25 protein-coding genes and 1 pseudogene are annotated in these 26,595 nt (G+C 74.2%); 10 read left to right on the top strand and 16 right to left on the bottom strand.

Features of this window, described 5'->3' with window-relative positions:
• Window positions 1-85 precede the first annotated feature (85 nt).
• Both ABD254_RS20500 and ABD254_RS20505 read left to right on the top strand, forming a co-directional pair.
• Window positions 86-2,860 carry a DEAD/DEAH box helicase gene (locus ABD254_RS20500; RefSeq protein ID WP_344250733.1) on the top strand — a complete coding sequence of 925 codons (2,775 nt, stop codon included), beginning with the start codon at window positions 86-88 and terminating at the stop codon, window positions 2,858-2,860.
• Between the two features lie 130 nt (window positions 2,861-2,990).
• Complete coding sequence (locus ABD254_RS20505; protein ID WP_344250735.1) at window positions 2,991-3,449, top strand: hypothetical protein; 459 nt, start codon at window positions 2,991-2,993, stop codon at window positions 3,447-3,449.
• Window positions 3,450-3,507: 58 nt separating this feature from the next.
• Here the strand turns inward: ABD254_RS20505 and ABD254_RS20510 are convergent, their stop codons facing one another.
• Window positions 3,508-4,263: a TSUP family transporter gene (locus ABD254_RS20510; RefSeq protein ID WP_344250736.1), complete on the bottom strand. Its 756-nt coding sequence runs from the start codon at window positions 4,261-4,263 to the stop codon at window positions 3,508-3,510.
• A 140-nt stretch (window positions 4,264-4,403) separates the two neighbouring features.
• Between ABD254_RS20510 and ABD254_RS20515 the strand changes: the two genes are divergently transcribed.
• Together ABD254_RS20515 and ybaK are read left to right on the top strand one after the other, a co-directional pair.
• Window positions 4,404-4,874, top strand: coding sequence for an SRPBCC family protein (locus ABD254_RS20515; RefSeq protein WP_344250737.1), 471 nt, complete (start codon window positions 4,404-4,406; stop codon window positions 4,872-4,874).
• Window positions 4,875-4,909: 35 nt separating this feature from the next.
• Window positions 4,910-5,410 carry a Cys-tRNA(Pro) deacylase gene (ybaK, locus tag ABD254_RS20520; protein WP_344250738.1) on the top strand — a complete coding sequence of 167 codons (501 nt, stop codon included), beginning with the start codon at window positions 4,910-4,912 and terminating at the stop codon, window positions 5,408-5,410.
• A 19-nt stretch (window positions 5,411-5,429) separates the two neighbouring features.
• Here ybaK and ABD254_RS20525 read toward each other — a convergent pair whose 3' ends face one another.
• Complete coding sequence (locus tag ABD254_RS20525; protein ID WP_344250739.1) at window positions 5,430-5,867, bottom strand: YccF domain-containing protein; 438 nt, start codon at window positions 5,865-5,867, stop codon at window positions 5,430-5,432.
• A gap of 97 nt (window positions 5,868-5,964) precedes the next feature.
• Between ABD254_RS20525 and ABD254_RS20530 the strand changes: the two genes are divergently transcribed.
• Window positions 5,965-6,723 (top strand): YggS family pyridoxal phosphate-dependent enzyme, encoded by a 759-nt coding sequence (locus ABD254_RS20530; protein WP_344250740.1) that lies wholly within the window; start codon window positions 5,965-5,967, stop codon window positions 6,721-6,723.
• A 7-nt stretch (window positions 6,724-6,730) separates the two neighbouring features.
• On the opposite strand, the gene ABD254_RS20535 is transcribed toward ABD254_RS20530, so the two are convergent.
• Window positions 6,731-7,738, bottom strand: a complete 1,008-nt coding sequence (locus tag ABD254_RS20535) for an N-acetylmuramic acid 6-phosphate etherase (RefSeq protein WP_344250741.1) — start codon at window positions 7,736-7,738, stop codon at window positions 6,731-6,733.
• A gap of 223 nt (window positions 7,739-7,961) precedes the next feature.
• Between ABD254_RS20535 and ABD254_RS20540 the strand changes: the two genes are divergently transcribed.
• A complete protein-coding gene (locus ABD254_RS20540) occupies window positions 7,962-8,294 on the top strand; it encodes a hypothetical protein (protein WP_344250742.1) in 333 nt (110 codons plus the stop codon).
• Window positions 8,295-8,471: 177 nt separating this feature from the next.
• On the opposite strand, the pseudogene ABD254_RS21470 reads toward ABD254_RS20540, so the two are convergent.
• A pseudogene (locus ABD254_RS21470) lies at window positions 8,472-9,428 on the bottom strand (glycoside hydrolase family 3 N-terminal domain-containing protein); the annotation flags it as partial.
• 259 nt (window positions 9,429-9,687) lie between these two features.
• Window positions 9,688-10,764, bottom strand: coding sequence for a lipoate-protein ligase small subunit (lplB, locus tag ABD254_RS20550; RefSeq protein ID WP_344250745.1), 1,077 nt, complete (start codon window positions 10,762-10,764; stop codon window positions 9,688-9,690).
• Window positions 10,765-10,962: 198 nt separating this feature from the next.
• On the opposite strand from lplB, the gene ABD254_RS20555 reads away from it, so the two are divergent.
• Entirely contained in the window at window positions 10,963-11,841 is an 879-nt protein-coding gene (locus ABD254_RS20555; protein ID WP_344250746.1) for a MurR/RpiR family transcriptional regulator, read from the top strand.
• A 52-nt stretch (window positions 11,842-11,893) separates the two neighbouring features.
• On the opposite strand, the gene cimA is transcribed toward ABD254_RS20555, so the two are convergent.
• A complete protein-coding gene (cimA, locus tag ABD254_RS20560; RefSeq protein ID WP_344250747.1) occupies window positions 11,894-13,540 on the bottom strand; it encodes a citramalate synthase in 1,647 nt (548 codons plus the stop codon).
• A 315-nt stretch (window positions 13,541-13,855) separates the two neighbouring features.
• Here cimA and ABD254_RS20565 point away from each other — a divergent pair, with 315 nt between their 5' ends.
• Window positions 13,856-14,425 carry a hypothetical protein gene (locus tag ABD254_RS20565; protein WP_344250748.1) on the top strand — a complete coding sequence of 190 codons (570 nt, stop codon included), beginning with the start codon at window positions 13,856-13,858 and terminating at the stop codon, window positions 14,423-14,425.
• Here ABD254_RS20565 and ABD254_RS20570 read toward each other — a convergent pair.
• The 3 genes from ABD254_RS20570 to ABD254_RS20580 all read right to left on the bottom strand — a co-directional run bounded on the left by ABD254_RS20570 (window position 14,370) and on the right by ABD254_RS20580 (window position 17,994).
• The gene (locus tag ABD254_RS20570; protein WP_344250749.1) at window positions 14,370-15,551 is read right to left on the bottom strand and encodes a winged helix DNA-binding domain-containing protein; all 1,182 of its coding nucleotides are present in this window, start codon (window positions 15,549-15,551) and stop codon (window positions 14,370-14,372) included. The two genes, ABD254_RS20565 and ABD254_RS20570, sit on opposite strands and share 56 nt — an antisense overlap.
• A gap of 66 nt (window positions 15,552-15,617) precedes the next feature.
• On the bottom strand, window positions 15,618-16,748 hold the full coding sequence (locus ABD254_RS20575; protein WP_344250751.1) for a branched-chain amino acid aminotransferase: 1,131 nt from the start codon (window positions 16,746-16,748) through the stop codon (window positions 15,618-15,620).
• Between the two features lie 202 nt (window positions 16,749-16,950).
• On the bottom strand, window positions 16,951-17,994 hold the full coding sequence (locus ABD254_RS20580) for a 3-isopropylmalate dehydrogenase (RefSeq protein WP_344250752.1): 1,044 nt from the start codon (window positions 17,992-17,994) through the stop codon (window positions 16,951-16,953).
• Window positions 17,995-18,183: 189 nt separating this feature from the next.
• On the opposite strand from ABD254_RS20580, the gene ABD254_RS20585 reads away from it, so the two are divergent.
• Complete coding sequence (locus ABD254_RS20585; RefSeq protein ID WP_344250754.1) at window positions 18,184-18,897, top strand: SAM-dependent methyltransferase; 714 nt, start codon at window positions 18,184-18,186, stop codon at window positions 18,895-18,897.
• Window positions 18,898-18,903: 6 nt separating this feature from the next.
• On the opposite strand, the gene ABD254_RS20590 is transcribed toward ABD254_RS20585, so the two are convergent.
• A complete protein-coding gene (locus ABD254_RS20590) occupies window positions 18,904-19,464 on the bottom strand; it encodes an ASCH domain-containing protein (protein ID WP_344250756.1) in 561 nt (186 codons plus the stop codon).
• 83 nt (window positions 19,465-19,547) lie between these two features.
• Between ABD254_RS20590 and ABD254_RS20595 the strand changes: the two genes are divergently transcribed.
• On the top strand, window positions 19,548-19,982 hold the full coding sequence (locus tag ABD254_RS20595) for an NUDIX hydrolase (RefSeq protein ID WP_344250758.1): 435 nt from the start codon (window positions 19,548-19,550) through the stop codon (window positions 19,980-19,982).
• Between the two features lie 61 nt (window positions 19,983-20,043).
• Here the strand turns inward: ABD254_RS20595 and ABD254_RS20600 are convergent, their stop codons facing one another.
• From ABD254_RS20600 to ABD254_RS20625, 6 genes are all read right to left on the bottom strand, one after another.
• Entirely contained in the window at window positions 20,044-20,607 is a 564-nt protein-coding gene (locus ABD254_RS20600) for an ASCH domain-containing protein (RefSeq protein WP_344250760.1), read from the bottom strand.
• Window positions 20,608-20,759: 152 nt separating this feature from the next.
• A complete protein-coding gene (gene ilvC, locus ABD254_RS20605) occupies window positions 20,760-21,788 on the bottom strand; it encodes a ketol-acid reductoisomerase (RefSeq protein WP_344250762.1) in 1,029 nt (342 codons plus the stop codon).
• A gap of 55 nt (window positions 21,789-21,843) precedes the next feature.
• The gene (ilvN, locus tag ABD254_RS20610) at window positions 21,844-22,365 is read right to left on the bottom strand and encodes an acetolactate synthase small subunit (protein WP_344250764.1); all 522 of its coding nucleotides are present in this window, start codon (window positions 22,363-22,365) and stop codon (window positions 21,844-21,846) included.
• Between the two features lie 6 nt (window positions 22,366-22,371).
• Window positions 22,372-24,195 carry an acetolactate synthase large subunit gene (locus ABD254_RS20615; RefSeq protein ID WP_344250766.1) on the bottom strand — a complete coding sequence of 608 codons (1,824 nt, stop codon included), beginning with the start codon at window positions 24,193-24,195 and terminating at the stop codon, window positions 22,372-22,374.
• Window positions 24,196-24,453: 258 nt separating this feature from the next.
• Window positions 24,454-25,551 carry an ABC transporter permease subunit gene (locus tag ABD254_RS20620; protein ID WP_344250768.1) on the bottom strand — a complete coding sequence of 366 codons (1,098 nt, stop codon included), beginning with the start codon at window positions 25,549-25,551 and terminating at the stop codon, window positions 24,454-24,456.
• Window positions 25,548-26,588: an ABC transporter ATP-binding protein gene (locus ABD254_RS20625; RefSeq protein WP_425553898.1), complete on the bottom strand. Its 1,041-nt coding sequence runs from the start codon at window positions 26,586-26,588 to the stop codon at window positions 25,548-25,550. The genes ABD254_RS20620 and ABD254_RS20625 overlap by 4 nt, the downstream gene beginning before the upstream one ends.
• Window positions 26,589-26,595: the final 7 nt, after the last annotated feature.

Genomic DNA, 26,595 nt, shown 5'->3' on the forward strand with positions numbered 1-26,595 from the left:
CGCGCGCCCGGTTCGTACCCTAGCGAGCGCGTCAGCGCGCCGTCGTCGGCACCGGGACGATCCCGGCTGGAAGAATGGCCGGACCATGACGACCTCCCCGGACCTCGCGACCACCCCGGCCACCCCCCGCCCGGCCGGCACCCTCCTGCCGTACCTGCCCGCCCCGACCGGAGGAGCACCCGACCCCGACACGCTCTTCGAGGGGTTCGGCACGTGGGCGGCGGCGGGCGGGCGGCCGCTCTACCCGCACCAGGAGGAGGCCCTGCTCGAGCTCATGACGGGCTCGCACGTCGTCCTCGCGACGCCGACCGGCTCGGGCAAGTCGATGGTCGCGATGGGCGCACAGTTCGCGGCGCTCGCCGCGCGGCGCTCGGGACTCGGCGGGCGCACGTTCTACACCGCACCGCTCAAGGCGCTGGTCAGCGAGAAGTTCTTCGACCTTGTCGCCGCGTTCGGCTCGCGCAACGTCGGGATGATGACGGGAGATTCCGCCGTCAACTCAGACGCGCCGATCATCTGCTGCACAGCCGAGATCCTCGCCAACCTCGCGCTGCGCGGGTCCGGCGCCGAGGGGGCCGACGGGGCCGACGACGACGCGATCGCGCAGGTCGTCATGGACGAGTTCCACTTCTACGGCGACCCGCAGCGGGGCTGGGCGTGGCAGGTCCCGCTCCTGGAGATGCCGAACACCCAGTTCCTGCTGATGTCCGCGACGCTCGGCGACACGACGCGGCTGCGCGAGGACGTCGAGGAGCGCACGGGCCGGCCCGTCGCCGAGGTCGCGGGGGCCGAGCGGCCCGTGCCGCTGACGTTCTCCTACGTCGTCGAGCCGCTGAACGAGGTGATCTCCGAGCTCGTCACCACGCACCGGGCGCCGGTCTACGTCGTGCACTTCACGCAGAAGGACGCCGTCGAGCGCGCGCAGGCGCTGTTGTCGACGCCGCTCGCGTCCAAGGACGAGAAGGCCGCCATCGCCGCGGAGATCGGCGCCTTCCGGTTCGCCACGGGCTTCGGCAAGACGCTGAGCAAGTTCCTGCGCGCGGGCGTCGGCGTGCACCACGCGGGGATGCTGCCCAAGTACCGGCGCCTGGTGGAGCGGCTCACCCAGAGGGGCCTGCTCAAGGTGGTGTGCGGCACGGACACGCTCGGTGTGGGCATCAACGTGCCGATCCGCACCGTGCTGCTGACCTCGCTCGTGAAGTTCGACGGCGAGCGGATGCGCCACCTCACGGCCCGCGAGTTCCACCAGATCTCCGGCCGCGCCGGCCGCGCCGGCTTCGACACGGTCGGCGAGGTGCTGGTCATGGCGCCCGAGCACGTCGTCGAGAACCGCAAGATGCTCGCCAAGGCCGGTGACGACCCGAAGAAGCTCAAGAAGATCGTGCGCAAGAAGGCGCCGTCGGGCTCGGTCAACTGGACCGACTCGACGTACGAGCGGCTGCGCGACGCCGACCCCGAGCCGCTGACCAGCCAGTTCCGGGTGAACCACGCCATGGTGCTCAACGTGCTGGCGCGCACCCGCGACTCCCAGGCCGTCCACGGCGACGCCGCCGACCCGGTCGAGGCGATGCGGCACCTGCTCACCGCGAACCACGACACGGAGGCCCAGCGGTCGGCGCACCTGCGCCAGACGTTCCGCATCTACCGGTCGCTGCGCGTCGCGGGCGTGGTCGAGAAGGTCCGCGTGCCGGACGACAGCCGCCCGGCCGGGTACCGGCCGAGCGTGCGCCTGGTCGTTGACCTGCCGCGCGACTTCGCGCTCAACGCGCCCCTGTCGCCGTTCGCGCTCGCGGCCATGGACCTGCTGGACGCAGAGAGCCCGACGCACGCGCTCGACGTCGTCTCCGTCATCGAGGCCACGCTCGACGACCCGCGCCAGATCCTCTACGGCCAGCAGAACAAGGCGCGCGGCGAGGCGGTCGCGGCGATGAAGGCCGAGGGGATGGAGTACGAGGAGCGCATGGAGGCGCTGGAGGACGTCACCTGGCCGCGCCCGCTGGCCGACGTCCTCGAGCCGGCCTTCGACGTGTACAAGCGGACCAACCCCTGGGTCGCCGACGCCCAGCCGGCGCCGAAGTCGGTGGTGCGGGACATGCTCGAGCAGGCGATGACGTTCGCCGAGCTCGTCTCCGTGTACGGGCTGGAGCGCACCGAGGGCGTGGTGCTGCGCTACCTCGCCGACGCCTACCGCGCCCTGCGCCAGGTCGTGCCGGAGGAGCACCGCACCGAAGAGGTGCACGAGGTCGTCGAGTGGCTGGGCGAGCTGGTGCGCGGCGTGGACTCGTCGCTCCTGGACGAGTGGGAGCGCCTGCAGAACCCGGTCGACGACGACGCCGACACCGTCGTCGAGGGCGAGCTCGCGGAGGTCGGGGCCGAGGCCCCCGCCCGCCCGGTGACGGGCAACCCGCGAGCCTTCCGCCGGCTGGTGCGCAACGCGATGTTCCGCCGCGTCGAGCTCGCAGCCCGCGAGGACTACGACGCCCTCGAGCGGCTGGACGGCTCCGCCGGCTGGGACGGCGACGCATGGTCAGACGCCCTGGAGGAGCTGTTCGAGGCCCAGGGCGACGACGCGATCGGCATCGGCCCGCAGGCCCGCTCGGCGGCGCTGCTGACGATCCTCGAGCCCGGGGCCGCGCTGCCCGCCGGGGCGACGACGCGGGGAGCGGGCGCCCCGCCGACCGGCGACGGGGGTGACGACGACCGGCACGGCGTCGTGCAGCCCGGCACGTGGTGGGTGCGCCAGGTGCTCGACGACGCCGACGGCGACCACGACCGGACGGTCACCGCGCTGGTCGACCTCGCCGCGAGCGACGAGGCCGGCCAGGTCGTGCTGACGATCCTCGACGTCGGCCGCCTCTGAAACCGATATGCCCCGTTTTCGCCACCGGTGCTCCGAGGGACGCTCCGTCGACCGGTTGCGGGCATGTCGTGCCCGCCGTGTGATCGATGGAGGGCGTCGAGCCCGACGCCACTGACGCCAGGAGCCCGACATGGACACGACCACCGTCTGGATCATCGTCGCGATCGTCGTGGTGCTGATCGTGCTGCTCGTGTGGTTCCTCGCCCGCAGGTCCCGCGCCGCCCGCGAGCGGCAGGTCGAGGCCCGGCGCGAGGAGGCCACCGAGCTGCGCCGGGAGGCCGAGCACGACCGCATCGCGGTGCAGGAGCGCGAGGCATCGGCCGCGAAGCTCGACGCGGAGGCGCGGATGTCGCAGGCCGAGGCGGACCGCAAGGAGGCTGAGGCCGCGCGCCTGCAGGAGGAGGCGCGGGAACGGAACGCGAGAGTGGGCGAGCACCGCAGCGAGATCGACGAGCGGCTGCAGCGTGCCGACGAGCTGGACCCCGACCGGACCGGCGATCAGGACCCCGGCCGTACGCCCGAGCACCGCGCGGATCCGCCCCCCGGCGAGCCCCGCGACGGGTTCGGCACCGACGACCGTCGACCGTGACGCCCCGCCCGTGACGTCGCGCCCGTGACGTCGCGCCCGTGGCGGGTCGGCGGCCGCGTCATGACAGTTCGGTGAGCCCCCGGGCCAGGGTCGCGAGCCCGCCGACGTAGGCGAGGACGATGAGGCCGCGACGCATCGCGACCGCGGACACCCGCGGCGCGACCAGGTCGCCGATGACGAGCCCCACGACGATCGCGCCGAGCACGACCGCCCACTGCCACCCCGCGAACGCGGGGAACGCGGCGTCGGCGAGGACGAGCTTGGCGGCGAGCGCCGCCAGGGCGTTCGTCGCGAAGTACGGCTGCGCCGTCGCGGCGAACCGGCGCGGGTCCCAGCCGCTGAGCACGGAGTAGATCGCCAGCGGCGGGCCGCCGATCCCGGCCGCGACGCTGCCGAACCCGCTCGCCGTCCCGGTGACCACGAGCGGCCACCTGGCGTCCGGCCGCAGCGGGTGCCTCCCCCCGGCGCGCAGCCGGGACGTGACGACGGCGAGCGTCATCGCGGCCACGACGACCGCGCCCACCGTGATCTCGAGCGCGGCCGCGCTCGCGTCGCGCAGCAGCAGGGCCGCGGGGACGGTGGTGAGCACCGACGTCGACGCCAGCCAGGCGTACCTGCGCCAGTCCACGTCGCGCACGACGCGGCCCAGGATCAGGGTGGAGGCGATCGCCCCCGCGAGGTTGACGAACAGCACGCCCTCGAGCGGTCCGACGATGAGCACGATGAACGGGCCGGCGACGAGGCCGAACCCCATGCCCGTGACCCGCTGCAACGCCCCGCCGACGAGGATGGCGACGACGAGGAGGACGAGCACCCGGCAACCCTATGCGCTCGGTGCCCCACCGATGAGTCGGCGCGGGCCACCGGGTCGACCCGACGAGACCCCGCAGACCCCGCCGGGGCCCGACAGAGCCCGACAGCCCGACAGAGCCCGACAGGCCGAAGGAGCCGAACATGTCCGAGAGCACAGGTCGCCCCGACTACGACATCGAGCACGCCCAGGTCCTCGCCGCACCGCCGGCCAAGGTCTTCGCGGCGTTCACCGACCCCGACGCCTTCGCCCGGTGGTACGGACCGGACGGCGTGCGGACGCCGCGCGAGGACGTCGTGATCGACGCCCGGGAGGGCGGCACGCACCGGTTCACGATGGTGGTCGACCTCGACCCGCCGCTGCGGACCACGTACGACGGCCGGTTCACCGAGGTCGTCCCCGACCGGCTGCTCGCCAGCAGCGGCGCGTGGGAGGGCATCCCCGGGCAGGACGTCCCGTGGCCCTCGAACCTCCGGGTCGAGCTGGAGCCGCAGCCCGAGGGGACGCTGGTCGTCGTCCGCGAGGGGCCGCACCCCGCGGGCAGCGTCGAGCTGGGGCGCGAGTCGTGGCGGACGATGTTCCCGCGCCTGGAGCGGGTCGTCACGGGCAGCTGACGCGCCGGAACGCGGCACACGGCAGAATCGCCCGGGTGGCGAAGAAGAGCAGGCAGGCCTCGCACGGCACCCCCGCGATCGCGGCGCTCGACGCCGCGGGCGTCCCCTACACGGTGCACGCGTACGACCACGACCCGGCGTCGGACCTCAGCTACGGCCTCGAGGCCGCCGCCGCGATCGGCGCCGACCCGGCGCACGTCTTCAAGACGTTGCTGGCCGACGTCGACGGCGCGCTCGTGGTGGGCATCGTCCCCGTGGACCGCAGCCTCGACCTCAAGGCGCTCGCCCGCGCCGTCGGGGGCAAGCGCGCCGCGATGGCGGACCCGGCCGCCGCGCAGCGCGCGACCGGCTACGTGGTGGGCGGGATCTCGCCGCTCGGGCAGAAGCACCGGCACCCGACGGTGCTGGACGTCACCGCCGACGCGCTCGAGGTGGTGTACGTCTCGGGCGGGCGGCGCGGGCTCGACGTCGCGCTCGCGCCCGCGGACCTGCTGCGGCTCACCGGCGGGCGCACGGCGCCGATCGCGCGCGGCTGAGGTCGGCGCCTCGCCGCCGTCAGCGCGGCGGGTAGGGCGGGTACGGCGGGGCGGCCGGGCCGCGCTGGTACGACGGGTAGCGGGCGTCGCTCGGCACGATGTCCTTGCCGAGCGGCAGCAGGGAGATGGGGATCATCTTGAAGTTCGCGATCCCCAGCGGGATGCCGATGATCGTGATCATCTGCGCGATCCCGGTGACGATGTGCCCGATCGCGAGCCACCAGCCGGCGAAGACGATCCAGATGACGTTGCCCAGCACGGACCAGCCACCCGAGCCCGGCTTGTCGACGACGGTGCGCCCGAACGGCCACAGCGCGTACCCCGCGATCCGGAACGACGCGATGCCCCACGGGATCGTGACGATGAGGATGCAGCACACAATGCCGGCCAGGACGTATCCGAGCGCGAGCCACAGCCCGCCGAAGATGAGCCAGATGATGTTGAGCAGCGCCTTCACGTCCCCATCGTCGCACCGCGCCGTCGCGCACCGCATCGGGGATCCCCCGGGACGGACCCTGAGACCGGCGGTGCCCGGCCCTCCGTAGACTGGCCGCATGCCCAGCAGTCCCGGTATCCGCGCACGCCTGGCCGCCGTCCACGACCGGGTCGCCGCGGCGGCCGAGGCCGCCGGGCGCGACGCGGGCGAGGTCCGCGTGCTGCTGGCGACCAAGACGCAGGACGCCGCGACCGCGCTCGCCGGCGTGGAGGCCGCCCTGGACCTCGCGGACCGGGCCGGCGACGGGCGGCCGGTGCTCGTGGGCGAGAACCGGGTGCAGGAGCTGGTCGCCAAGGCGCCCGCGCTGGCCGGCCTCGTCGCCGGCGGCCGCCTCGGCGTCCACATGATCGGGCACCTGCAGCGCAACAAGGCGAACCAGGTGCTCGCCGCGGCGACGTGCGTCGAGTCGGTCGACACCCTCGCGCTCGCGTCGGCCCTGGCGAGCCGCTGCGAGCGCGACGGGCGAACCCTCGACGTGATGGTGCAGGTCAACGTCTCGGGCGAGGCGAGCAAGTCCGGCGCGGAGCCCGGCGACGCCGCCGCGCTCGCCGCCGCCGTCGCCGCCCTGCACGGGCTGCGGCTGACCGGCTTCATGACCATCGGGGCGCGCTCCGAGGACGACGCCGTGGTCCGCGAAGGGTTCGCGCGGCTGCGTGAGATCCGGGACGGCGTCGTGGCGAGCGGCGCCCCCGGCACCGGCGACGCCCGCGAGCTGTCGATGGGGATGACGGGCGACCTCGAGCTCGCCGTCGCCGAGGGCGCGACCATCGTGCGCGTCGGCACCGCCGTCTTCGGCGCGCGCCCCGCGCCCGCGTAGGCGCCGGCTACCTCGACGGGGCGGCGCCGAGCCGTCCTAGGGCGCCGCGCACCCCGCCGTCGCCGTGCAGGGCAGCACGCGCCGCGGGAGCGTCGACCCCGGCGAGGAGCATCACGAGGGCGACCTGCACCTCTCCCCCGGCGTCCGCGAGCACCGGGGCGCAGACCTCCGGCTCGAGCCCGGTCGCCTGGCCGAGCAGCCGCACGAGCCGCGCCCGCAGCTTCGCGTTCGAGGCGCGCACGTCGACCATGAGGTTCGAGTACGTCTTGCCGAGCCGCACCATGGTGGCCGTCGAGAAGGTGTTGAGCACGATCTTCTGCGCGGTCGCCGCCTTCATCCGGGTGGAGCCGGTGACCGCCTCCGGCCCGGTGTCGAGCAGGATCGCCACGTCCACCCCGTCGGCGAGCGACGCCGTCGGGTTGGCGCTCACCAGCACCGTGTGCGCCCCCCGCTCGCGCGCCAGGTCGAACGCGCCGCCCACGTAGGGGGTGCGGCCGCTGGCGGCCAGCCCCACGACGAGGTCGTGCGGGCCGACGTGGTCGAGGTCGCGACGTCCGCCCGCGACGTCGTCCTCGGCGCCCTCGACCGAGACGGTCATGGCGTCCGGTCCGCCCGCGAGGTGCGCGTCGAACCACTCGGCGCCCACGCCGTACGTCGGCGCCAGCTCGACGGCGTCCAGCACGCCGAGGCGGCCCGACGTCCCCGCGCCGACGTAGTGGACGCGGCCCCCCGCGCGGATCGCGGCGACGGCGAGCTCCACCGCCTGCGTGACGCGGTAGCGCTCCCCCCGCACGACGCTCGCCACGCCCGCGTCCTCGTCCAGGATGAGCCGCACGACGTCGGCGGCCGGGAGCAGGTCGAGGTCGGTCGTGCGCGGGTTGCGCTCCTCGGTCGGCGAGGCGAGCCGGGCCACGGAGAGCAGGTCGTCGCCGCCCGCGTCGGGGGGAGGTCCCGGGGGCGGTGCGCTCCCCCCGGACTCGGCGGGCTCGGGCGGCGCGTCGGGCACGCTCGTCATCGGCTGTGTCCTCTCGGTGACGGGAGCAGGTCCTGGGGGGAGCTGGGCGGTGGCGCGGCGGACTCGGTGTGGTGGGCGGCGCGGCCGTCGTGCGCGTCCTGGCCCGCGGCGAGGAGCCGGACGGCCGCCTCCGCGTTGGCGCGGCCGGTGCCGCAGGCGAGCACGACGCCCGGCGACCCGCCGGCAGGTCGTCGAACCACTGCCGGCCGGCGGGGACCCCGGTGTGCACGACGACCAGGCCCGGCCGGACGGCGCGCAGCGCCTCGAGCCGCGACCGCTCCACGGTGCGCGGCGCGGGCTCGCGCGTCACGACGACCAGCGGTCGCCGGCGGGCCCCGGGCCCGGCGGGGGCGAGTCCCGCGAGCAGCGCCGCGAAGGTCTGGTCGTCGAGCGCCGGGTGCACGACCGCGTCCGGCCATCGGGCCGCGACGGCGCGCGTCACGTGCGGCGCTGTCCGCCCCGCCGCGTGGTCGAGCCGGAGCCGCAGGTCGACGACGTCCGGGCCGGGGCCGTCGGCGAGCGCCGGCCACGCGGCGCCGGCCGGTGCGACCGCTGACCGGGCCATGCGCGTGCCGAGCGACGCGAGCGCGTCGCGCTCCCGCTCCGCGGCCACGGCCCCGACCTCGACCCCCGCGCGCGCCCGCAGGCGTCGCACCCGCGCGACCAGCGCGCTCGTGCGGGCCGCGGAGGCGGCGAGCCGCTCGTGCGGCAGCCGCCCGGCGTGCACGGCCGCCACGAGGGCTGCCACCGCCCCGCGGAAGAGCGCCTCGTCGTCGCGGCCGCGGGTGGTGCCGATGCAGAGCAGGTCGGCCCCGGCGTCGAGGGCACGCACGGCGGCCTCGCCGACGTCCGCGCCGTCGGAGACGGCGCGCATGTCGAGCGCGTCGGTGATCACCGGGCCGGCGAGGCCGAGCTCGCGCGCCAGCGCGACGACCCCCGGCTCGAGCGAGGCCGGGCCCGGCCCGATCGCGCGCACCACGACGTGCGCGGTCATGAGGGCGTCGAGGCCAGGGCCCCCGTCGGCGTCCGGCGCCAGGGCGGCGGCGAAGGGGGCGAGGTCGCGCCGCCGCAGCTCGCCCAGGTCCGCCGTCACGACGGGCAGCTCCAGGTGGGAGTCCGTGGTGGTGGAGCCGTGCCCCGGGAAGTGCTTGCCGCAGGCACCGACGCCGCCGCGGTGCAGCCCGCGGGCGAACGCGGCGCCGTGCCGGGCCACGACCGCCGGCGAGTCCCCGAAGGCGCGCACGCCGATCACCGGGTTGGCGGGGGCGTTCACGTCGAGCACGGGCGCCAGGTCGAGGTCGACGCCGGCGGCCGCGAGCATCCGGCCGAGCACCTCGCCCGCGTCGCGGGTGGCCCCCTCGTCGTCGAGCACTCCCAGCGCCGCGGCACCCGGCAGCGACGACCCGTCGGCGGCCTCCAGGCGGGAGACGTCGCCGCCCTCCTCGTCGACCGCGACGAGGAGCCCGGGCGACTGCTCGTGCAGCCTCGCGGTGAGCGCGGACGTCGTCGCCAGGTCGGGCGTGTTGTGGGCGAAGAGCACGACGCCGGCGAGCCCTCCGCGCGCCGCGTCCTCGAGCCAGGCCGGCGGCCGGGTGCCGGTGAACCCCGGGAGCAGCACGCCGTGCACGGCGCGGGTCACCGCGTCGAGCGGCGCCGCCGCCGTCGTGGGGCTCCAGACCTCTCCGGGCACCGCCGTCCTCCCCGGGCGGCCGCGGGCCGCCGTCCTCGTGCCGGCGCCGGTGCGCCGACGTCGTCGCGGCCGGGCCGCGGCGACCTCGTCTCCTCGCGGCGGGGCGTCGTCGTCCCGCCGGTCCTGCGTCTCCGTCGGCTGGGTGCCGGTTGAAAGGAAGTTCCGGGCACCCGCGTCACGACGAAGATTACTGACGTGACGAGGGTAGCGGAAGGCCCGCGCGGGGAACGCGCCGTGCCCGCGGCGGGCGGGCGCCGGCTCAGGGGACCCGGTTGATCCAGGCGGGGCTCGAGAACTTGGTCCGCGCCAGCTCGTCGGCCCGCCGCAGCTCGTCGGGACGCAGGGTCGAGTCCACCGTCGCGTACCGGCCCTTGAAGTGCGCCTCGAAGGCGTCCACGATCTGCTCGCGCGACAGCCCGGTCTGCGAGCGCAACGGGTCGACCCGCTTGTTCGCGCTGCGGGTGCCCTTGTCGGACAGCTTCTCCCGACCGATGCGCAGGACCTCGAGCATCTTAGCGTTGTCGATGTCGTACGCCATGGTCATGTGGTGCAGGACGGCGCCGCCGGCGAGCCGCTTCTGGGCCGAGCCCGCGAGCTTGCCCGCGGGCGAGGCGACGTCGTTCATGCCCGAGAAATAGGCCTCGACGCCGACGTCGGCCAGCGCGCCGAGCACCCACTGGTCGAGGAAGGCGTACGACTGCTCGAAGGACAGCCCGTCCACCAGGGAGGCCGGCACCACGAGCGAGAACGTGACGCAGTTGCCCGCCTCCATGAACATCGCTCCCCCGCCGGAGATCCGGCGCACGACCGTGACGTCGTGCTTGGCGACCCCGGCCGGGTCGACCTCGTTGGAGAGCGACTGGAACGACCCGATGAACACGGCGCGCTCGTCCCAGTCCCAGAACCGCAGGGTCGGGCCGCGCAGCCCCTCGGCGAGCTCCTCGCTGAGCACCTGGTCGAGCGCGCCCAGGGTGGCCGGCGGCAGCGGGCCGGGCCGCAGCACCTCGAAGGTGTGGTCGTCCCACGTCGTGGCCAGGCCGAGGGCGCGGCGCACGGCCACCGCCACCGCCCAGGCGTCGAAGCCGACCATCGCGACCGGCCCCGTCACGCGCCCGTCGCGCTCGGCCTCCCGGAGCGCCTCGTCGACGGTGCGCGCGAGCTCCCCGGTGGCCGTGCCGACCGGCTGGCCGACGAGGGCGTCGTCGATGACCTCGAGCGCGTCGTCGGGCTCGAGGAAGAAGTCCCCGCTGAGCCGGACCTGGTCCAGCAGGTCGTCGCGGACCTCGAGGTCGACGACCACGAGCTTGCCACCGGGAACCTTGTACTCACCGTGCACGGACCTACCGTAACCGCGGGCGGACGCGCGCGGTCGCGGCAGGTCGCGGACCGGCCCGGGACCGACACGTGAGAAATTCCTTCGTGGGCTACCCTTCGGCGCGAAAGGAAGTGCCACACTGGTCCGGTGAGCCCACGAGGGTCCCGGCGGCGGCAACCGCGCAGGTCCCGGCCCTGACCCTCCCGAGAGGAGCCCCGGATGAACGGCGACGTGCTCGTCCGACTCCGTCAGTCCCTGCCCACGCTGCGCCCCGCGGAGGCACGCATCGCCAAGGTCGTCCTCGACGACCCCTCCGGTGTCGTCGGCGCCACGATCACCGAGCTCGCCGCGCGCGCCGGCACCTCCCAGGCCACCGTCGTGCGGTTCTGCCGCGCGGTCGGGTACGCCGGCTACCCGGAGTTCCGCATCGACCTGGCCCAGGCGACCAGCCGGCACGCCCTCGAGCTCGAGCGCTCCGGCATCGCCGAGGGCGAGATCAACGAGACCGACACGGCCACCGACGTCGTGTCCAAGATCGCGTTCCACGAGGCGCGCACCATCGAGGAGACCGCGCGCATGCTCGACCTCGACGCGCTCGAGCGGGCCGCCGCCGCGGTCGCGGCCGCCACGCGCATCGACGTCTACGGCGTCAGCTCCAGCGGGCTCACGGCGCAGGACCTCGCCCAGAAGCTGTCCCGGATCGGCCTCGTCTGCTCGGCTCCCGTGGACTCGCACGGGCAGCTCACCTCCGCCGCGCTGCTCGAGCCGGGCTGCGTCGCGATCGCCGTGTCCCACACGGGACGCACGGTCGAGGCGAACCAGGCGCTGACGCTCGCCCGTGACGTCGGGGCGACGACGATCGCGGTGACCAACTTCCCCGGCTCGCCCCTCGCGGACGTCGCGGACGTCGTGCTCACCACCACGGCACGGGAGACCCAGTTCCGCTCGGGCGCCATGTCGAGCCGCATCGCGCAGCTCGCGGTCGTCGACTTCCTCTTCGTGCGCGTCGCGCAGCAGCGCTACGACGCCACGACCGCGGCGCTCAAGGCGACGTACGCCGCCGTCCAGGCGCACCGGCTGGCGCCGCGGGTGCGCTGAAGCTCGCCGGTCGGGCCTGTCGAGACCTGGTCTCGACAGGCCCGACCGCCGGTCAGCGGGGCTCGACGCCCGCGTGCAGCAGCCCGAAGACGTACGCGTCGATGAGCGCCTCCCACGCGGCCTCGATGATGTTCGGCCCGACGCCCACGGTGGACCACGACCGCTGCCCGTCGGTGGACTCGACGAGCACCCGCGTCGTCGCGTCCGTGCCGTGCTCGGCGTCGAGGATGCGGACCTTGAAGTCGATGAGCTCGAACTTCTGCATCTGCGGGTAGACCCGCGTGAGCGCGTTCCGCAACGCGTGGTCGAGGGCGTTGACGGGCCCGTTCCCCTCGCCCGTGGCCACGATGCGCTCCCCGCCCGCGTGCAGCTTGACCGTCGCCTCGGCGACGGCGTCGGCGTCGTGCCGGTCGGCGTCCGCCCCGCCCCCGGCGACGGTCTCCACGATCGTGCGCCAGCTCTCCACCCGGAAGAACCCCGGTCGCGAGCCCGCGAGCTCCTCGCGCAGCACGAGCTCGAACGACGCGTCCGCCGCGTCGTACGTGTACCCGTGCGCCTCCGCGTCCTTGACCCGCGCGGTGACGCGGGAGAGCAGCTCCCCCTGGCCCGACAGGTCGAACCCGAGCTCGCGGCCCTTGAGCTCGATCGACGCCCGGCCGGCCATGTCCGAGACGAGCATGCGCATGTCGTTGCCGACGGCGGTCGGGTCGACGTGCTGGTACAGGTCGGGGTCGACCTTGATCGCGCTCGCGTGCAGCCCCGCCTTGTGCGCGAACGCGCTGGCGCCCACGTACGGCTGGCGCGCGTACGGCGAGATGTTGGTGATCTCCGCGACCGCGTGCGCGATCCGGGTGGACTCGGCCAGCCCGCCGCCCGCGAGCACGTGCAGGCCGTCCTTGAGCGCGAGGTTCGCGACGACCGTCACGAGGTCCACGTTGCCGGTGCGCTCGCCGTACCCGTTGACCGTGCCCTGCACGTGCGCGCACCCGGCGTCGACCGCCGCCAGGGTGTTCGCCACGGCGCACCCGGAGTCGTTGTGCGCGTGCATGCCCAGGATCGGGTCGCCGGCGACGGCGTCGCGGCCGTGGGGCACGCCGAGCGCGTCGCGCAGCTCGGCGACCACGTCGCCCACCCACGGCGGCAGCATCCCGCCGTTCGTGTCGCACAGCGTCACCACCTCGGCGCCCGCGGTGAACGCCGCCTCCGCCGCCGCGCGGGAGAACGCGGCGTCGTGCCGGTAGCCGTCGAAGAAGTGCTCCGCGTCGACCACGACCCGGCGCCCCTCGCCCACGAGGAAGGCCACGGTGTCGGCGATCATCGCCAGCCCCTCGTCCGGCGTCGTGCGCAGCGCCCGCTCGACGTGCCGCACGTCCGACTTCGCGACCAGCGTGATGACCGGCGTCTCGGCGTCGAGCAGGGCACGCACCTGCGGGTCGTCCCAGGCGCGGGTGCCCGCCTTGCGCGTGGAGCCGAACGCCGCGAGCACCGCGTTCTTCAGCTCCAGCTCCTTGGCCGCCCGGCGGAAGAACTCCGTGTCCTTGGGCACCGCGCCAGGCCAGCCACCCTCGATGAAGCCCACGCCGAGCTCGTCGAGCAGCGGCGCGATCGCGAGCTTGTCCGCCACGGAGAGGTTCATCCCCTCCTGCTGCGCGCCGTCGCGCAGGGTGGTGTCGTACACGTGGAAACCGGCGGTGGTCATGCGGGGCTCCCCATCTCGGGGACGTCCGGGGGCGGGACGTCGAGGGACTGCGGTCATGAAAAAAGACCCCCCGGGGTACGGAAGGTCTGCGCGTCCGGCGGTGGGCCGGACGCGCTACGCAATGAGCAGCGGACGCGGGTGGGCGAGGCGTGTCATGGGCCACATCGTGCCACAGAGCCGGCGACGGAGTCACCCGCCGTCCACCGCCGGCGGACCGTGCCGCCGGCCCGACGGCGACGCCCGTCCCCGTACCCGCGCGTGACCTGCCGCGATAGGGTCGTTCATGGCTGTCACCGACGTCAGGAGACCCGTCCGATGAGCGATCCCCAGCGAAGCGACGGCCCGCCCGAGCCCACGGTCCGGCCCGTCTCCATCCCGCCGTCCGGCCCGGCACAGCCGCCGGGCACCGTGCCCACCGGCGAACCCGCCGAGTCGTGGGACGCGCCCGCGCCCTCGTCGGCCGACCGGCTGCGCTTCGACGTGCGGCGCTACTGGGCCGGCGCCGTCGTGACCGTGGTCGTGTGCGGCCTCGTCGGGCTCGCCGCCTCCGTGATCTTCGACCAGGCGTTCGACGTGGGTCTGCTCGGCCCCTTCGGCGGCTCGACGGCGGCCTGGACGCTGACCGGCGCCCTGTTCGGCCTGGTCAGTGCCGCCGTGCTGCAGCTGCTCGTCCTCGTCGCGCCGCGTCCCCGGATGTTCTTCGGATGGCTCGTCGGCGTCGTCACCCTGATCCTCGCGGTCGCGCCCTTCACCGGCGACCCCGAGCCGATCCCCGCCCTCATGACGGCCCTGGTGTGGATCCTGCTGGGGGTCGCCACCTCGTCGATGCTCAGCGGCGTCCTCGGCCGGACCCTCGTGCGTCCGGCACGTCCTGCGACCAGATGACCACACGCTCGTCCAGCTCCGCCGCGACGTAGTCCAGGAGCGCCTCCGCCTCCCGCTCGATCGTCTCCCCGTGCCGGTGCGCCAGCTCGTCGTCGAACGGCGCGAGCCGGATGCTGGCCCGCTGCGCGTCGCGGTCGAGGGCCCATGTGCCCGCCACGCGGCCGTCGACGCAGAACGTGGGCAGCACGTCGCCGTTGCGCCGGTAGACCGCGGGCGCGTGCTCGGCGGCGACCAGGCGGTCGCGGACGGCGAAGGCGATCAGCAGGTGGTCCCACCGGGACAGGAACCGCACGGGCGCCGGGGTGTCGCCCGGCACGGTCTCGGCGCCCGCCAGGTCGACGAGGTCACGCCCGTCGGGCCCCACGTAGGCCCGCAGGTCCAGGCCGGCGAGGGCCGTCTGCATGGCGCGGGCCCCGCGGACCCCGAGGCCCCGCGCGACGTCCTCGACGGACGCCGGCCCGAACGCGGCGAGGTAGCGCGCGACCGCGCGCGAGCGCGCCTCGTCCGGCGCCGGCACCTGGAGCGGCAGCGCGAGCCGGTCGGCGAGCCAGACCGCGCCGTCGAGGTACTGGGGCGCGACGTGCGACCCCCACAGCCCGCTCGGCGGCACGTGCACGAGCCCGCCGCCGGCGCTCGCGAGCCGCCACCACGCCCGGCTCACCCCGCCGGGGATCGCCGCGGCCGCGTCGACGCCCGGATACTGCGCGGCGGCAAACTCCTCCACCTCGTCGAGGCTGCGCGGCCGGGCGCAGAAGGCCCGCACCTCCGCGTTGAGTCCGACGAGGTCGACGCCCGCCCGGCGCGCGCTCGCCCGCCAGGCGGCGAGCCGCTGCTCGGCGGACACCGCGTCGAGCACCGGCCATTCGTCCGCCGCGACGACGTGCAGCGTCGAGCGCATCACCGTGGCCTTGACCACGGACTTCCCCGTGAGCGCGTCCTCGAGGTCCGCGATCGTCTGCCCGGCCCGCCGCGACCACAGCGCGACGTACGGCATGTCGGCGTGCTGGGCCTGCAGACCGCCTACCCGTCCGACGACCGTCGCCACGTCGTCGTCGGACCGGGCGAGCAGGCCCTGGCGCGACAGCGTCGTCCGGGTGAGCTCGTCAGCCGTGAGAGTGGTCGGCACCCAGACAGTGTCCCGCCCACCGGTGCTGTTTGTCGCCCGAACCTGCGGCTCCGCTGCGCCTCCGGTTCAGGCGAGGCGGCGCATCCACCCGTGCCGGTCGGCGGCGCGCCCGTACTGGATGTCGGTCAGCTCGTCGCGGACTGCCATCGTGAGCTCGCCCGGCTCGCCGTCGCCGACGGTGTGGTCGAACGTGCTGCCCGCGAGCCGGCCCACCGGCGTCACGACGGCCGCCGTGCCGCACGCGAAGACCTCGCGCACCGAGCCGTCCGCGAGGCCGGTGACGAGCTCCGTCAGCGGGATCCGCCGCTCGACGACCGCGCGCCCGCGGTCCGCCACGAGCTGCAGGATCGACGACCGCGTGACGCCCTCGAGGATCGATCCCGTGAGCTCGGGCGTGTGCACGGACCCGTCGGCCATGACGACGAACACGTTCATGCCGCCGAGCTCCTCGAGGAAGGTGTTCGTCGTGGCGTCCAGGAAGCAGACCTGGTCGCACCCCTTCTCCTGGGCCAGCATCTGGGGCAGGAGGCTCGCGGCGTAGTTGCCGCCGCACTTCGCGTCGCCGGTGCCGCCCGGCCCCGCGCGGTGGTAGTCCTCGGAGACCCAGATCGACACCGGCTTGACGCCGCCTGCGAAGTACGGCCCGACCGGCGAGGCGATGACCAGGTACTCGACCTCCGTGGCCGGGCGCACGCCGAGGAACGACTCCGAGGCGAACATGAAGGGGCGCAGGTACAGGCTCGAGTCCTCGCCGGACGGGACCCAGTCGACGTCCGTGCGCACCAGGGCGGCGATGGAGCCGACGAAGTCGTCGACCGACAGCGCCGGCAGGGCCAGGCGGTGCGCCGACCGCGCGAAGCGGGCCGCGTTGGCGGCCGGTCGGAACGTCCGGATCGAGCCGTCCGCGTGCCGGTACGCCTTCATGCCCTCGAAGATCTCCTGCGCGTAGTGCAGGACGGCGGTCGCGGGGTCGAGCTGCAGCGGGCCGTACTTCTCGATGCGCCGGTCGAGCCATCCGTCGGCCTGGCGCCAGGTGATGCGCGCCATGTGGTCGGTGAAGACGGTGCCGAACTTCGGCTGGGCGAGCGCGGCCTCGCGCTCGGCGTCGGGCGTGGGCGAGTCCGTGCTGCGGACGTCGAACAGGGCGACGAGGTCCTCGAGCTCGGACGAGAGGATGGACGACGGAGTCGTGGTCATGATCGGGGGCCTTTCACCGGGTGACCCCTGTAGTTTTCCACGACTGGCCGCCCCGTGGGCAGCGCACCGGTCCGACCGCAGCGGTCACCCTGGATCGTTGATGCAGGGTGGCTGGTGTGGTACGACGGCCGGGGCGGCGGGCGCAGCGCTGACGCGGGTCAGCTGCACCTTCGTCGGCTGAGCCTGCGGTTCCGCTTCGGGCTCAGCCGAGGACGCGGGCGGCGAGCTCGCGTCCGACCTCGGCCGTCGTGCGTACTCGGTCGCCGCGCTCGACGAGGTCGGCGGCGACGGCCGCCTCCACGCGCTTGCTCTCCTCGGTGAGCCCGAGGTGGTCGAGCAGGAGGGAGACCGACAGGACGGTGGCGGTCGGGTCGGCCTTGCCCTGGCCGGCGATGTCCGGCGCCGAGCCGTGCACCGGCTCGAACATGGACGGCGCGGTGCGGTCCGGGTTGATGTTCGCGGAGGCCGCGAGGCCGATGCCGCCGGTGATCGCGGCGGCCTGGTCGGTGAGGATGTCACCGAAGAGGTTGTCCGTGACGATGACGTCGAAGCGCGACGGGTTCGTCGTCAGGAAGATGGTGGCGGCGTCGACGTGCAGGTAGTCGGTCGTGACGTCCGGGAACTCGGCGTTCACGGCCTCGACCGTGCGGCGCCACAGGTGGCCGGCGTGCACCAGCACGTTGTGCTTGTGCACCAGCGTCAGGTGCTTGCGCGGGCGGGCCTGGGCGCGGGCGAAGGCGTCGCGCACGACGCGCTCCACGCCGAAGGCGGTGTTGACCGACACCTCGGTGGCGATCTCCTGCGGGGTGCCCACGCGCAGCGCGCCGCCGTTGCCCACGTACGGGCCCTCGGTGCCCTCGCGGACGACGACGAAGTCGACGTCGCCCGGGTTCGCCAGCGGGCTGGTCACGCCCGGGTACAGCTTGCCGGGACGCAGGTTGACGTAGTGGTCGAGGGAGAAGCGGAGCTTGAGGAGCAGGCCGCGCTCCAGCACGCCCGACGGCACGCTCGGGTCGCCGATGGCGCCGAGCAGGATCGCGTCGTGCCGCCTGATGGCGTCGAGGTCGGCGTCCGTGAGCGTCTCGCCCGTGGCGTGCCAGCGGCGCGCGCCCAGGTCGAACTCGGTGGTCGAGACCTTCACGTCCGACCCGGCGACGGCCGCCTCCAGGACGGCGAGCCCCTGCTCGACGACCTCCGTGCCGATGCCATCGCCAGCCACCACTGCCAGGTCGATGCTCCGCGTCATGGGCCGAGCCTACGCCGACCCCGCCATGATGCGGGACGGCGGTCCCACATCTTGGACCAAGCGTCGGCCCCGGAGCAGCGCCCTCGGCCGCGCGACACGAGAATAGCGTCGGCCCCGGACCAGCGGCCCCGGCCGCGCGACACGAGAATGCAGTGGCCTCCGTGCGTCGCGCGCCAGCATGATCGGCGGATGACGTCCGACGACGATCTCAGCCCCCTCTTCGACGCGGCCGCCGCGGCGCTCACCTTCAACGCCCCGCTCGGCGAGGCCCGGGCCGCGGACCTGGTCGACCGGGTCGCACCTTCCACCCCGGAGGGCCTCGTCCTCGACCTCGGCTGCGGTGCCGGCGAGCTGCTGCTGCGCGCCTGCGCGCGGCACGACGTCGCCGGCGACGGCGTCGACCTCCATGCGGGCGACCTCGCGCGGGCTCGTCGCCGGGCCGCGGAGCTCGGCCTCGACGGCCGCGTCGCGTTCCACGCCGCAGACGCCACGACGTGGGACCGCCCCGCGGACGTGGTGCTGAACGTCGGCGCGAGCCACGCCTGGGGCACCGCCGACGACGCGCTCGCCGCGCTGCACCGCCTCGTCCGCCCCGAGGGCACGCTCCTGTTCGCCGACGGGGTCTACGAGCGCGAGCCCGACGCCGCCTGTCGCGAGATCTTCGGCGACCTGCCCGACCTCGCCGGCATGGCGCGCGCGGCCACGGGCGCGGGGTTTCGCGTCCGGCACGCCGCGACGTCGACCCTCGGCGAGTGGGACGACTTCGAGTCGACGTGGCGCTCCGGCCTCGAGCGGCTCGCCGCGCCCGCTGCCCGCGACTTCGCCGACCAGCGGCGCGACGAGTACCTGAGCGTCTACCGCGGGGTGGTCGGCTTCGCCTGGCTGGTCGTCACGCCCGCGTGACGGCCCTCAGGCGCGGTGGAGGATCGTGAAGCGCTCGCACACGACCTGCATCGAGGGGTCGAAATCCCGCTCGACGGCGCCCAGGGTCCGGCGCCAGTAGCGCTCGTGGTCCGCGCGCCACGACTCCAGCGTGCGCTCGTCCTCGCCCTCGAGGAAGGCGTGCTCGGCCGTGACCTCCGCGAAGGGGACGGTCTCGACCTGCGTGGTCCGGATCAGGGCTCGCGGCTCCCCCGCGCCGTCCAGCAGGATCGACAGGTCGCCCTTGGTCGGCACCGGCTCGTCGGCGTCCTCGTACTCGACCAGGAGCGACGCCGTGGCCGTCTTGGTCCCGTCCAGCACGAGGGCGAGCAGGTCGTCGGCGAGCTGCGGGTTGTCGCCGAACGCCCAGGCCGGCGGCGGGACGACGTTCTCCGACCGCTCCCCGATCGCGCCGCCGTGGCTGGTACGCCCGGCGCTCGGCCGTGCCGTGTCCCAGAAGCGCGTGATGCGCTCCGCCTGGGCGGCGTCGTCGAGGTGCGGCGGCTGCGGGTTCTCGGGGGCGTCGCCCGAGGTCACGTCGTCGGTCATGCACGCCATCCTGCCAGGCCACGGGCCCGCAGGCAGCGCGCCGGCGCAACGTCGCCCTGCTGCCCTTCTGGCACCATGTCCGCATGTTCACCCGCGTCGCCGCGTACGCCGTCGTCCTCGACGACGACAGGATCCTCCTCCCCCACTGGAACCAGGGCGGGGGGTCGGGGTGGACCCTCCCCGGCGGCGGCATCGACCCGGGCGAGCACCCGGAGGACGCCGCCGTCCGCGAGCTGCGCGAGGAGACCGGTTACGACGTGGCGCTCGACGGGCTCCTCGGCGTCGACAGCATCGTCGTGCCCACCGAGCGGCGGTTCGTCGTCGGCGGCACGCCCCACACGGAGCCGATGCACGGCATCCGGATCGTCTACCGCGCGCATGTCGTCGGCGGCTCGCTCGCGGTCGAGGCCGACGGGAGTACCGACGACGTCGCCTGGCACGCGCTGGCCGATGTCGACGCACTCGACCGGGTCGAGCTGGTGGACGTCGCCCGCCGCATGGCCGGCTTGCTCGACTGAGCGAGATGCCGCCACAGGGGGAGCCGTGGTCGAGCCCCGCGCCTCCGACGGCCGGTCGTCGTCATGCGGAGCAGAGCACCGTGAACCGCTCGCACACCACCAGCATCGACGGGTCGAGCTCGCGCTCGAGGGACCCCAGCGGGCCGCACCAGGCACGCTTGTGCTCCGTGCGCCACGCCTCCAGGGTGCGGTCGCCCTCGCCCTCGAGGTAGGTGTGCTCGGCCGTGACCTCCGCGAACGCCACGATCTCGACCTGCGTGGTCCGGATCAGAGCGCGCGGCTCGCCCCGACCGTCCAGGACGATCGACAGGTCCCCCGTGGCCGGCACCGGCTCAGCCGCGTCCTCGAACTCGACGACGAGCGACGCTGCGGCCGTCTTGCGTCCCTCGAGCACCAGGGCGAGGAGCTCGTCGGCGAGCCCGGGCGAGTCGCCGAACGCCCACGCAGGCGGCATGACGTTCTCCGATCGCTCCCCCGCCGCCCCGCGGCAGCCGGTGAACACGGCGCTCGAGCGGGCGGTGTCCCAGAACTCCGCGATGCGCTCGGCCTGCGCCTCGTCGTGGAGCGCACCGCGTGTGCCGCCCTGCGGATCGTGGGTCGGAGCCCGGGTCGTGTCGTCGCTCATGCCGGACATCCTCGCTCGCTGGCCCGCGCACAGCCAGGCCGGTCCGTGTCATGCACGCCCGCTGGAGGCCGCACCGCCCCGAGACGCACGAGCGGCCGCCGGCCGGGGGTCCCCCGGGCGGCGGCCGCGCGCGTCGCTGCTGACGTGGTGGGTCAGCGGGCGGCGCTGCCCTCCGTGTAGTCGGAGTCAGCGGGCTTGATCCACGAGAACATCTTGCGCAGCTCGCGGCCGGTGGTCTCGATCGGGTGCGCCTCGCCCTTGGTGCGCAGGGCGGTGAACTCCGGCGCGCCGGCGTCCTGGTCGGCGATGAAGCGCTCCGCGAACGACCCGTTCTGGATGTCGGCGAGCACCGCCTTCATGTTCTCCTTCACGTGCGGGTCGATGACGCGCGGGCCGGAGACGTAGTCGCCGTACTCGGCCGTGTCGGAGACCGACCAGCGCTGCTTCGCGATGCCGCCCTCGACCATGAGGTCGACGATGAGCTTCAGCTCGTGCAGGACCTCGAAGTACGCGACCTCGGGCTGGTAGCCGGCCTCGGTGAGGGTCTCGAAGCCGTACTGGACCAGCTGCGAGGCGCCGCCGCACAGCACGGCCTGCTCGCCGAACAGGTCGGTCTCGGTCTCCTCGGTGAAGGTGGTCTTGATGCCGCCGGCGCGCAGGCCGCCGATCGCCTTCGCGTACGACAGCGCGAGGCCCCAGGCGTCGCCCGAGGCGTCCTGCTCGACGGCGACGATCACCGGCACGCCGCGCCCGTCGACGTACTCGCGACGCACGATGTGGCCCGGGCCCTTGGGCGCGACCATGAGCACGTCGTGGCCGGCCTCGGGCTGGATGTAGCCGAAGCGGATGTTGAAGCCGTGCCCGAAGACGAGGGCGGCGCCCGGCTGCAGGTTCGGGGCGATCTCGTCGCGGTACACGTGCCGCTGCACCTGGTCGGGCGCGAGGATGACGACGACGTCGGCCTCCTTGACCGCGTCGGCGACGGACAGCACGCGCAGGCCCTCGTCCTCGGCCTTCGCCACGGAGGCGGAGCCGGCGCGCAGGCCGACGCGCACGTCCGCGCCGGAGTCGCGCAGGTTCAGCGCGTGCGCGTGGCCCTGGCTGCCGTAGCCGATGACCGCGACCTTGCGCTGGGCGATGATGGACAGGTCGGCGTCGTCGTCGTAGAACAGCTCAGCCACGGTGATGCTCCTTGATCTCGGGGTGATTCGAGTGCTGGGTCAGAGGGTCAGTGGGTCAGGCGGTCCGGACGCGCTCGAGCGCCCGGTCGGTGATCGACCGGGAGCCGCGGCCGACGGCCAGCGTGCCGGACTTGACGATCTCACGGATGCCGTAGGGCTCGAGGGCGCCGAGCAGCGCCGTCAGCTTGGCGGGGTTGCCGATCGCCTCGACGACGACCGTGTCCGGCACCACGTCCACGACGTGCGCCCGGAACAGGTCGACGACCTCGAGCACGCCCGAGCGGGTGGCGGCGTCGGCGCGCACCTTGACGAGCAGCAGCTCGCGCTGCACGGACGACTCGGGGTCGAGCTCGACGATCTTGATGACGTTGACCAGCTTGTTGAGCTGCTTGGTCACGTGCTCGAGCGGGTGGGCCTCGACGTCGACCACCACGGTGATGCGCGAGATCTCCTCGTGCTCGGTGGGGCCGACGGCCAGGGAGTGGATGTTGAACGCCCGGCGCGCGAACAGCGCGGACACGCGGGTGAGGACGCCCGGCTTGTTCTCGACCAGCACGGACAGGGTGTGACGCGACATGGCTCCTCAGTCCTCTCGGTCCCACGCGGGCGAGATGCCGCGCGCGTACTGGATGTCGTCGTTCGGCACGCCGGCGGCGACCATCGGCCAGACCATCGCGTCGCGGGAGACCTGGAAGTCGATGACCACGGGGCGGTCGTCGATCTCCTGCGCCCGCTTGATCGCGGCGTCGACCTCGTTCTCGCGCTCCACGCGGATGCCCTCGCAGCCGTAGGCATCGGCCAGCTTGACGAAGTCGGGGATGCGCGCGGTGCCGTGGCCGGTGTGCAGGTCCGTGTTGGAGTACCGCTCGTCGTAGAACAGCGTCTGCCACTGGCGCACCATGCCGAGGGAGCTGTTGTTGATCAGCGCCACCTTGATGGGGATGTCGTTGATCGCGCAGGTGGCGAGCTCCTGGTTGGTCATCTGGAAGCAGCCGTCGCCGTCGATCGCCCACACCTCGCGGTCCGGCTCGCCGACCTTGGCGCCCATCGCCGCCGGGACCGCGAAGCCCATGGTTCCCAGCCCGGCCGAGTTCAGCCAGGTGCGGGGGCGCTCGTAGCGGATGAACTGTGCCGCCCACATCTGGTGCTGGCCCACGCCGGCCGCGTAGATCGCGTCCGGTCCGGCCAGCGCGCCGAGCCGGGAGATGACGTGCTGGGGCGCGAGGTGCCCGTCGCCGGTGGGCGAGAACCCCAGCGGGTACGTCTCGCGCCAGGTGTCGAGCTGGTGCCACCAGGCGGCCAGGTCGGGCTTGCCGACCCGGGCGTGCTCGGCCTCGAGCGCGGGGACGAGGTCGGCGATGACCTCGCGCAGATCGCCGACGATCGGCACGTCGACCTCTCGGTTCTTGCCGATCTCGGCCGGGTCGATGTCGGCGTGCACGACGGCGGCGTGCGGCGCGAAGCTCGACAGGCGTCCCGTCACGCGGTCGTCGAACCGCGCCCCCAGTGCGACGACCAGGTCGGCCTTCTGCAGCGCGGCCACGGCGGGGACGGTGCCGTGCATGCCCGGCATGCCGAGATGCTGGGGGTGGCTGTCCGGCACGGCGCCGCGCGCGGTGAGCGTCGTGACGACGGCGGCGCCCGACGTGTCGACCAGCGTGCGCAGCGCCTCGGACGCGCCCGCCCGGACCACGCCGCCGCCGACGTACAGCACCGGGCGGCGCGCCGCGGCCAGCAGCTTCGCCGCCTCGCGGATCTGCTTCGCGTGCGGCTTGGTCACCGGGTGGTACCCGGGCAGGGCCAGCTCCTGCGGCCACGAGAACGTCGTGCGGGCCGTCATGGCGGACTTGGCGATGTCCACCAGCACCGGCCCGGGGCGCCCGGTCGACGCGATGTGGAAGGCCTCCGCGATCGTGCGGGGGATCTCGTCCGGGTCGGTGACCAGGTAGGAGTGCTTGGTGATCGGCATCGTGATGCCGACGATGTCGGCCTCCTGGAAGCCGTCCGTGCCGATCAGCGACTCCGCCACCTGCCCCGTGATCGCGACCATAGGCACGGAGTCCATGTGGGCGTCGGCGATGGGGGTCACGAGGTTGGTCGCGCCCGGGCCCGACGTCGCCATCGTCACGCCGACCTTGCCGGTGGCGTGCGCGTAGCCCTGGGCCGCGTGCCCGCCGCCCTGCTCGTGCCGCACGAGGATGTGGCGCAGCTTCTTCGAGTCCATGAGGGGGTCGTACGCCGGGAGGATCGCCCCGCCGGGGATGCCGAAGACGACCTCCGCGCCTACCGACTCGAGCGAGCGGACGATCGACTCGGCGCCGGACACCTCCTCGCCGACGACGGGGCGCTCGGCACGGGACGTCGTGCGCGCGGCCACCTGTGCGGGGGTCGGGTTCGGCTGGACCATCGGTCTCTCCTGCCTGCCGGGGTGGACGAGGGGTGTCGCTGCAATGAAAAACCCCTCGGTCCCGGCGGTGCGGGACGAACGAGGGGTGAGCGCGCTGACGAAGCGGTGCGAGGCCTCAGCCGGCGCGCCCGGGAAGTACTACGAGAAGAATCGTCTGCACGTGTCGAACGTTACGCCCGCGCCCGGGCGATGTCACGTCGTGAGCCGGGCGTCCCGCATCGTGGACGCCCGGCTCACGGCTGCCGGCTCGCGCGCGGGTCAGCTCACGTCGCGCCGCCGGAACACGACGACCGACAGGAGCGCGATCACGACCCCGGCGACCAGCAGGTACAGGCCGCCCTGCCCTGCCGTCACGACGTGCTCGGCCTGGGTGCAGACGAACATGCCGTCGGCGTCGGGCGCGCAGTCGTCGACGACGAAGACGTTCCCGCCGTTCAACCACGCCGTGACGTTGGTCGTGGGCAGCCACCGCTGCAGCTCGCCGAGCGGATAGGCGAAGACGGCGCTGGCCCACACCCCGGCCGCGACCAGGCCGACGGCCGCGGCCGCGTGCTTGAGGAGTATCCCGAGCGCGACCCCGATCACCGCGGCGAGCGCGCCCGCGGCGACGAGGCGCCCGGCGAACCCGGCCACCTGGACCCAGACGTCGCCCGTCATGGTGCCGAGGGCGTCGAAGGAGGCGTACGCCGCGTACGACGTCCCCACCAGCAGGCCGAACCCGACGGCCACGAGGGGCACGGTGCCCAGGGCGGCCGCGGCGGCCTTGGACCAGTAGACCCGCCGGCGACGGGGCTCGAACGTGAGCCACATCCCCATCGACCCGCTGTTCACCTCGGCCGTCACGAAGCTGACGCCGACGACCAGCGCGACCATGAGCAACAGCGCGGCGAGCTCGTCGAGCGTCCCCAGCCCGCCCCAGTCGTGCCACACCGACTGCTGGATCTCCTGCACGGCGGCGGCGTTCGGCGCCGGCTCCTCGCCCTCGGGCGCCGCCTCGGCCGCTCCCGAGCTCTCCTCGAGCTGCTCGGCGCTGGGGACGAACGTCTGGGTGGGCGGCAGGTAGTTCTCGAGGCGGGGCTCCATGTTCTCGCAGCCCCACTCGGCGGGCGTCATCCCCTCCGCCTCGGCCCCCTCCGCGCACTCGGCGACGGCCTGCTCGCCCTCGGACTCCCACCACTCGAGCTCGTCGGCGTAGAACTGCTTCGCCTCGGCGATCTGTTGGGCCGACGGCGGCTTCGCCGTCTGGTAGGCCGTGAAGGCGCCGAGCGCCACCAGCAGAAGCACGACGGCGCTCGCCCAGCGGGTCACGCGGCGCGCCCAGAGGCGGCGCAGCTCGACGCGCAGCAGCCGCATCATGCGCCCACCTCCGTGGTCGGCCCGGGCTGCGCCGAGTGGGCGGGCTCGGGCGGTGGCCCGCCCCGCTTGGTGCGCTCGCCGCGGTGCGTGTGCCCGCCCGGCGTCTCGTGCGCGGTGAGGCCGAGGAACACGGACTCCAGGTCGGCCTGCATCGGCGTCAGCTCGCGCACCCAGACGCCCCGCTCGCCCAGCGCCCGGTTCACCTGCGCGGCGTCGCCCGCGCCGTCGACGAGGAGCGCGTCGTGCTCGCGCCGCACCAGCAGCCCGCCGGACTCCAGCACGCTCGTCGCGATCGTCGTGTCCTCGGGGGCGACCCGCACCCGGACCGAGCTCGCACCCGCGCCCTCGCCGATGAGGTCCGCGACCCGCCCCGACGCGACCAGCCGGCCGCGCGCGACGATCGAGACCGTGTCCGCGATCTGCTCGACCTCGGCCAGGATGTGGCTCGAGACGAGCACCGTCTTGCCCTGGTCGGCGAGCCCGCGCATGGTCTGGCGGATCTCCCGGATGCCGGCCGGGTCCAGCCCGTTGGTCGGCTCGTCGAAGATCAGCAGGTCCGGGTCCTTGAGCAGCGTGGCCGCGATCGCGAGCCGCTGCTTCATGCCGAGCGAATACCCCTTGTACCGGTCCTTCGCGCGGCCGGTCAGCCCGACCTCGTCGAGGACGGCGTCCACGCGGGCCCGCGGCGCGCCGATGCCGTCGGCCAGGAGGAGGAGGTTGCGTCGTGCGCTGAACGAGGGGAAGAACTTGGGGCTCTCGACGATCGCGCCGACGCGCCCGACCACCTCCGGCAGCCGCTTCGGCACCTCGTGCCCGAAGATCGTCGCGGTGCCGCGGTCCGGGCGCACGAGGCCCAGCAGCATGCGGATAGTCGTCGTCTTGCCGGAGCCGTTCGGCCCGAGGAACCCGTGCACCCCCCCGACCGGGACCCGCAGGTCGAGCCCCTCCACCCCGACGGAGCGTCCTCGCACGCTCCGATACGTCTTGCGCAGGCCCCGCGTCTCGATCGCGAGGTCGGCGCCGTCCAGCACGGCCACCGCCACC

Origin of the sequence: Isoptericola hypogeus, from assembly GCF_039531145.1 — a bacterium.
Classification (GTDB): domain Bacteria; phylum Actinomycetota; class Actinomycetes; order Actinomycetales; family Cellulomonadaceae; genus Isoptericola; species Isoptericola hypogeus.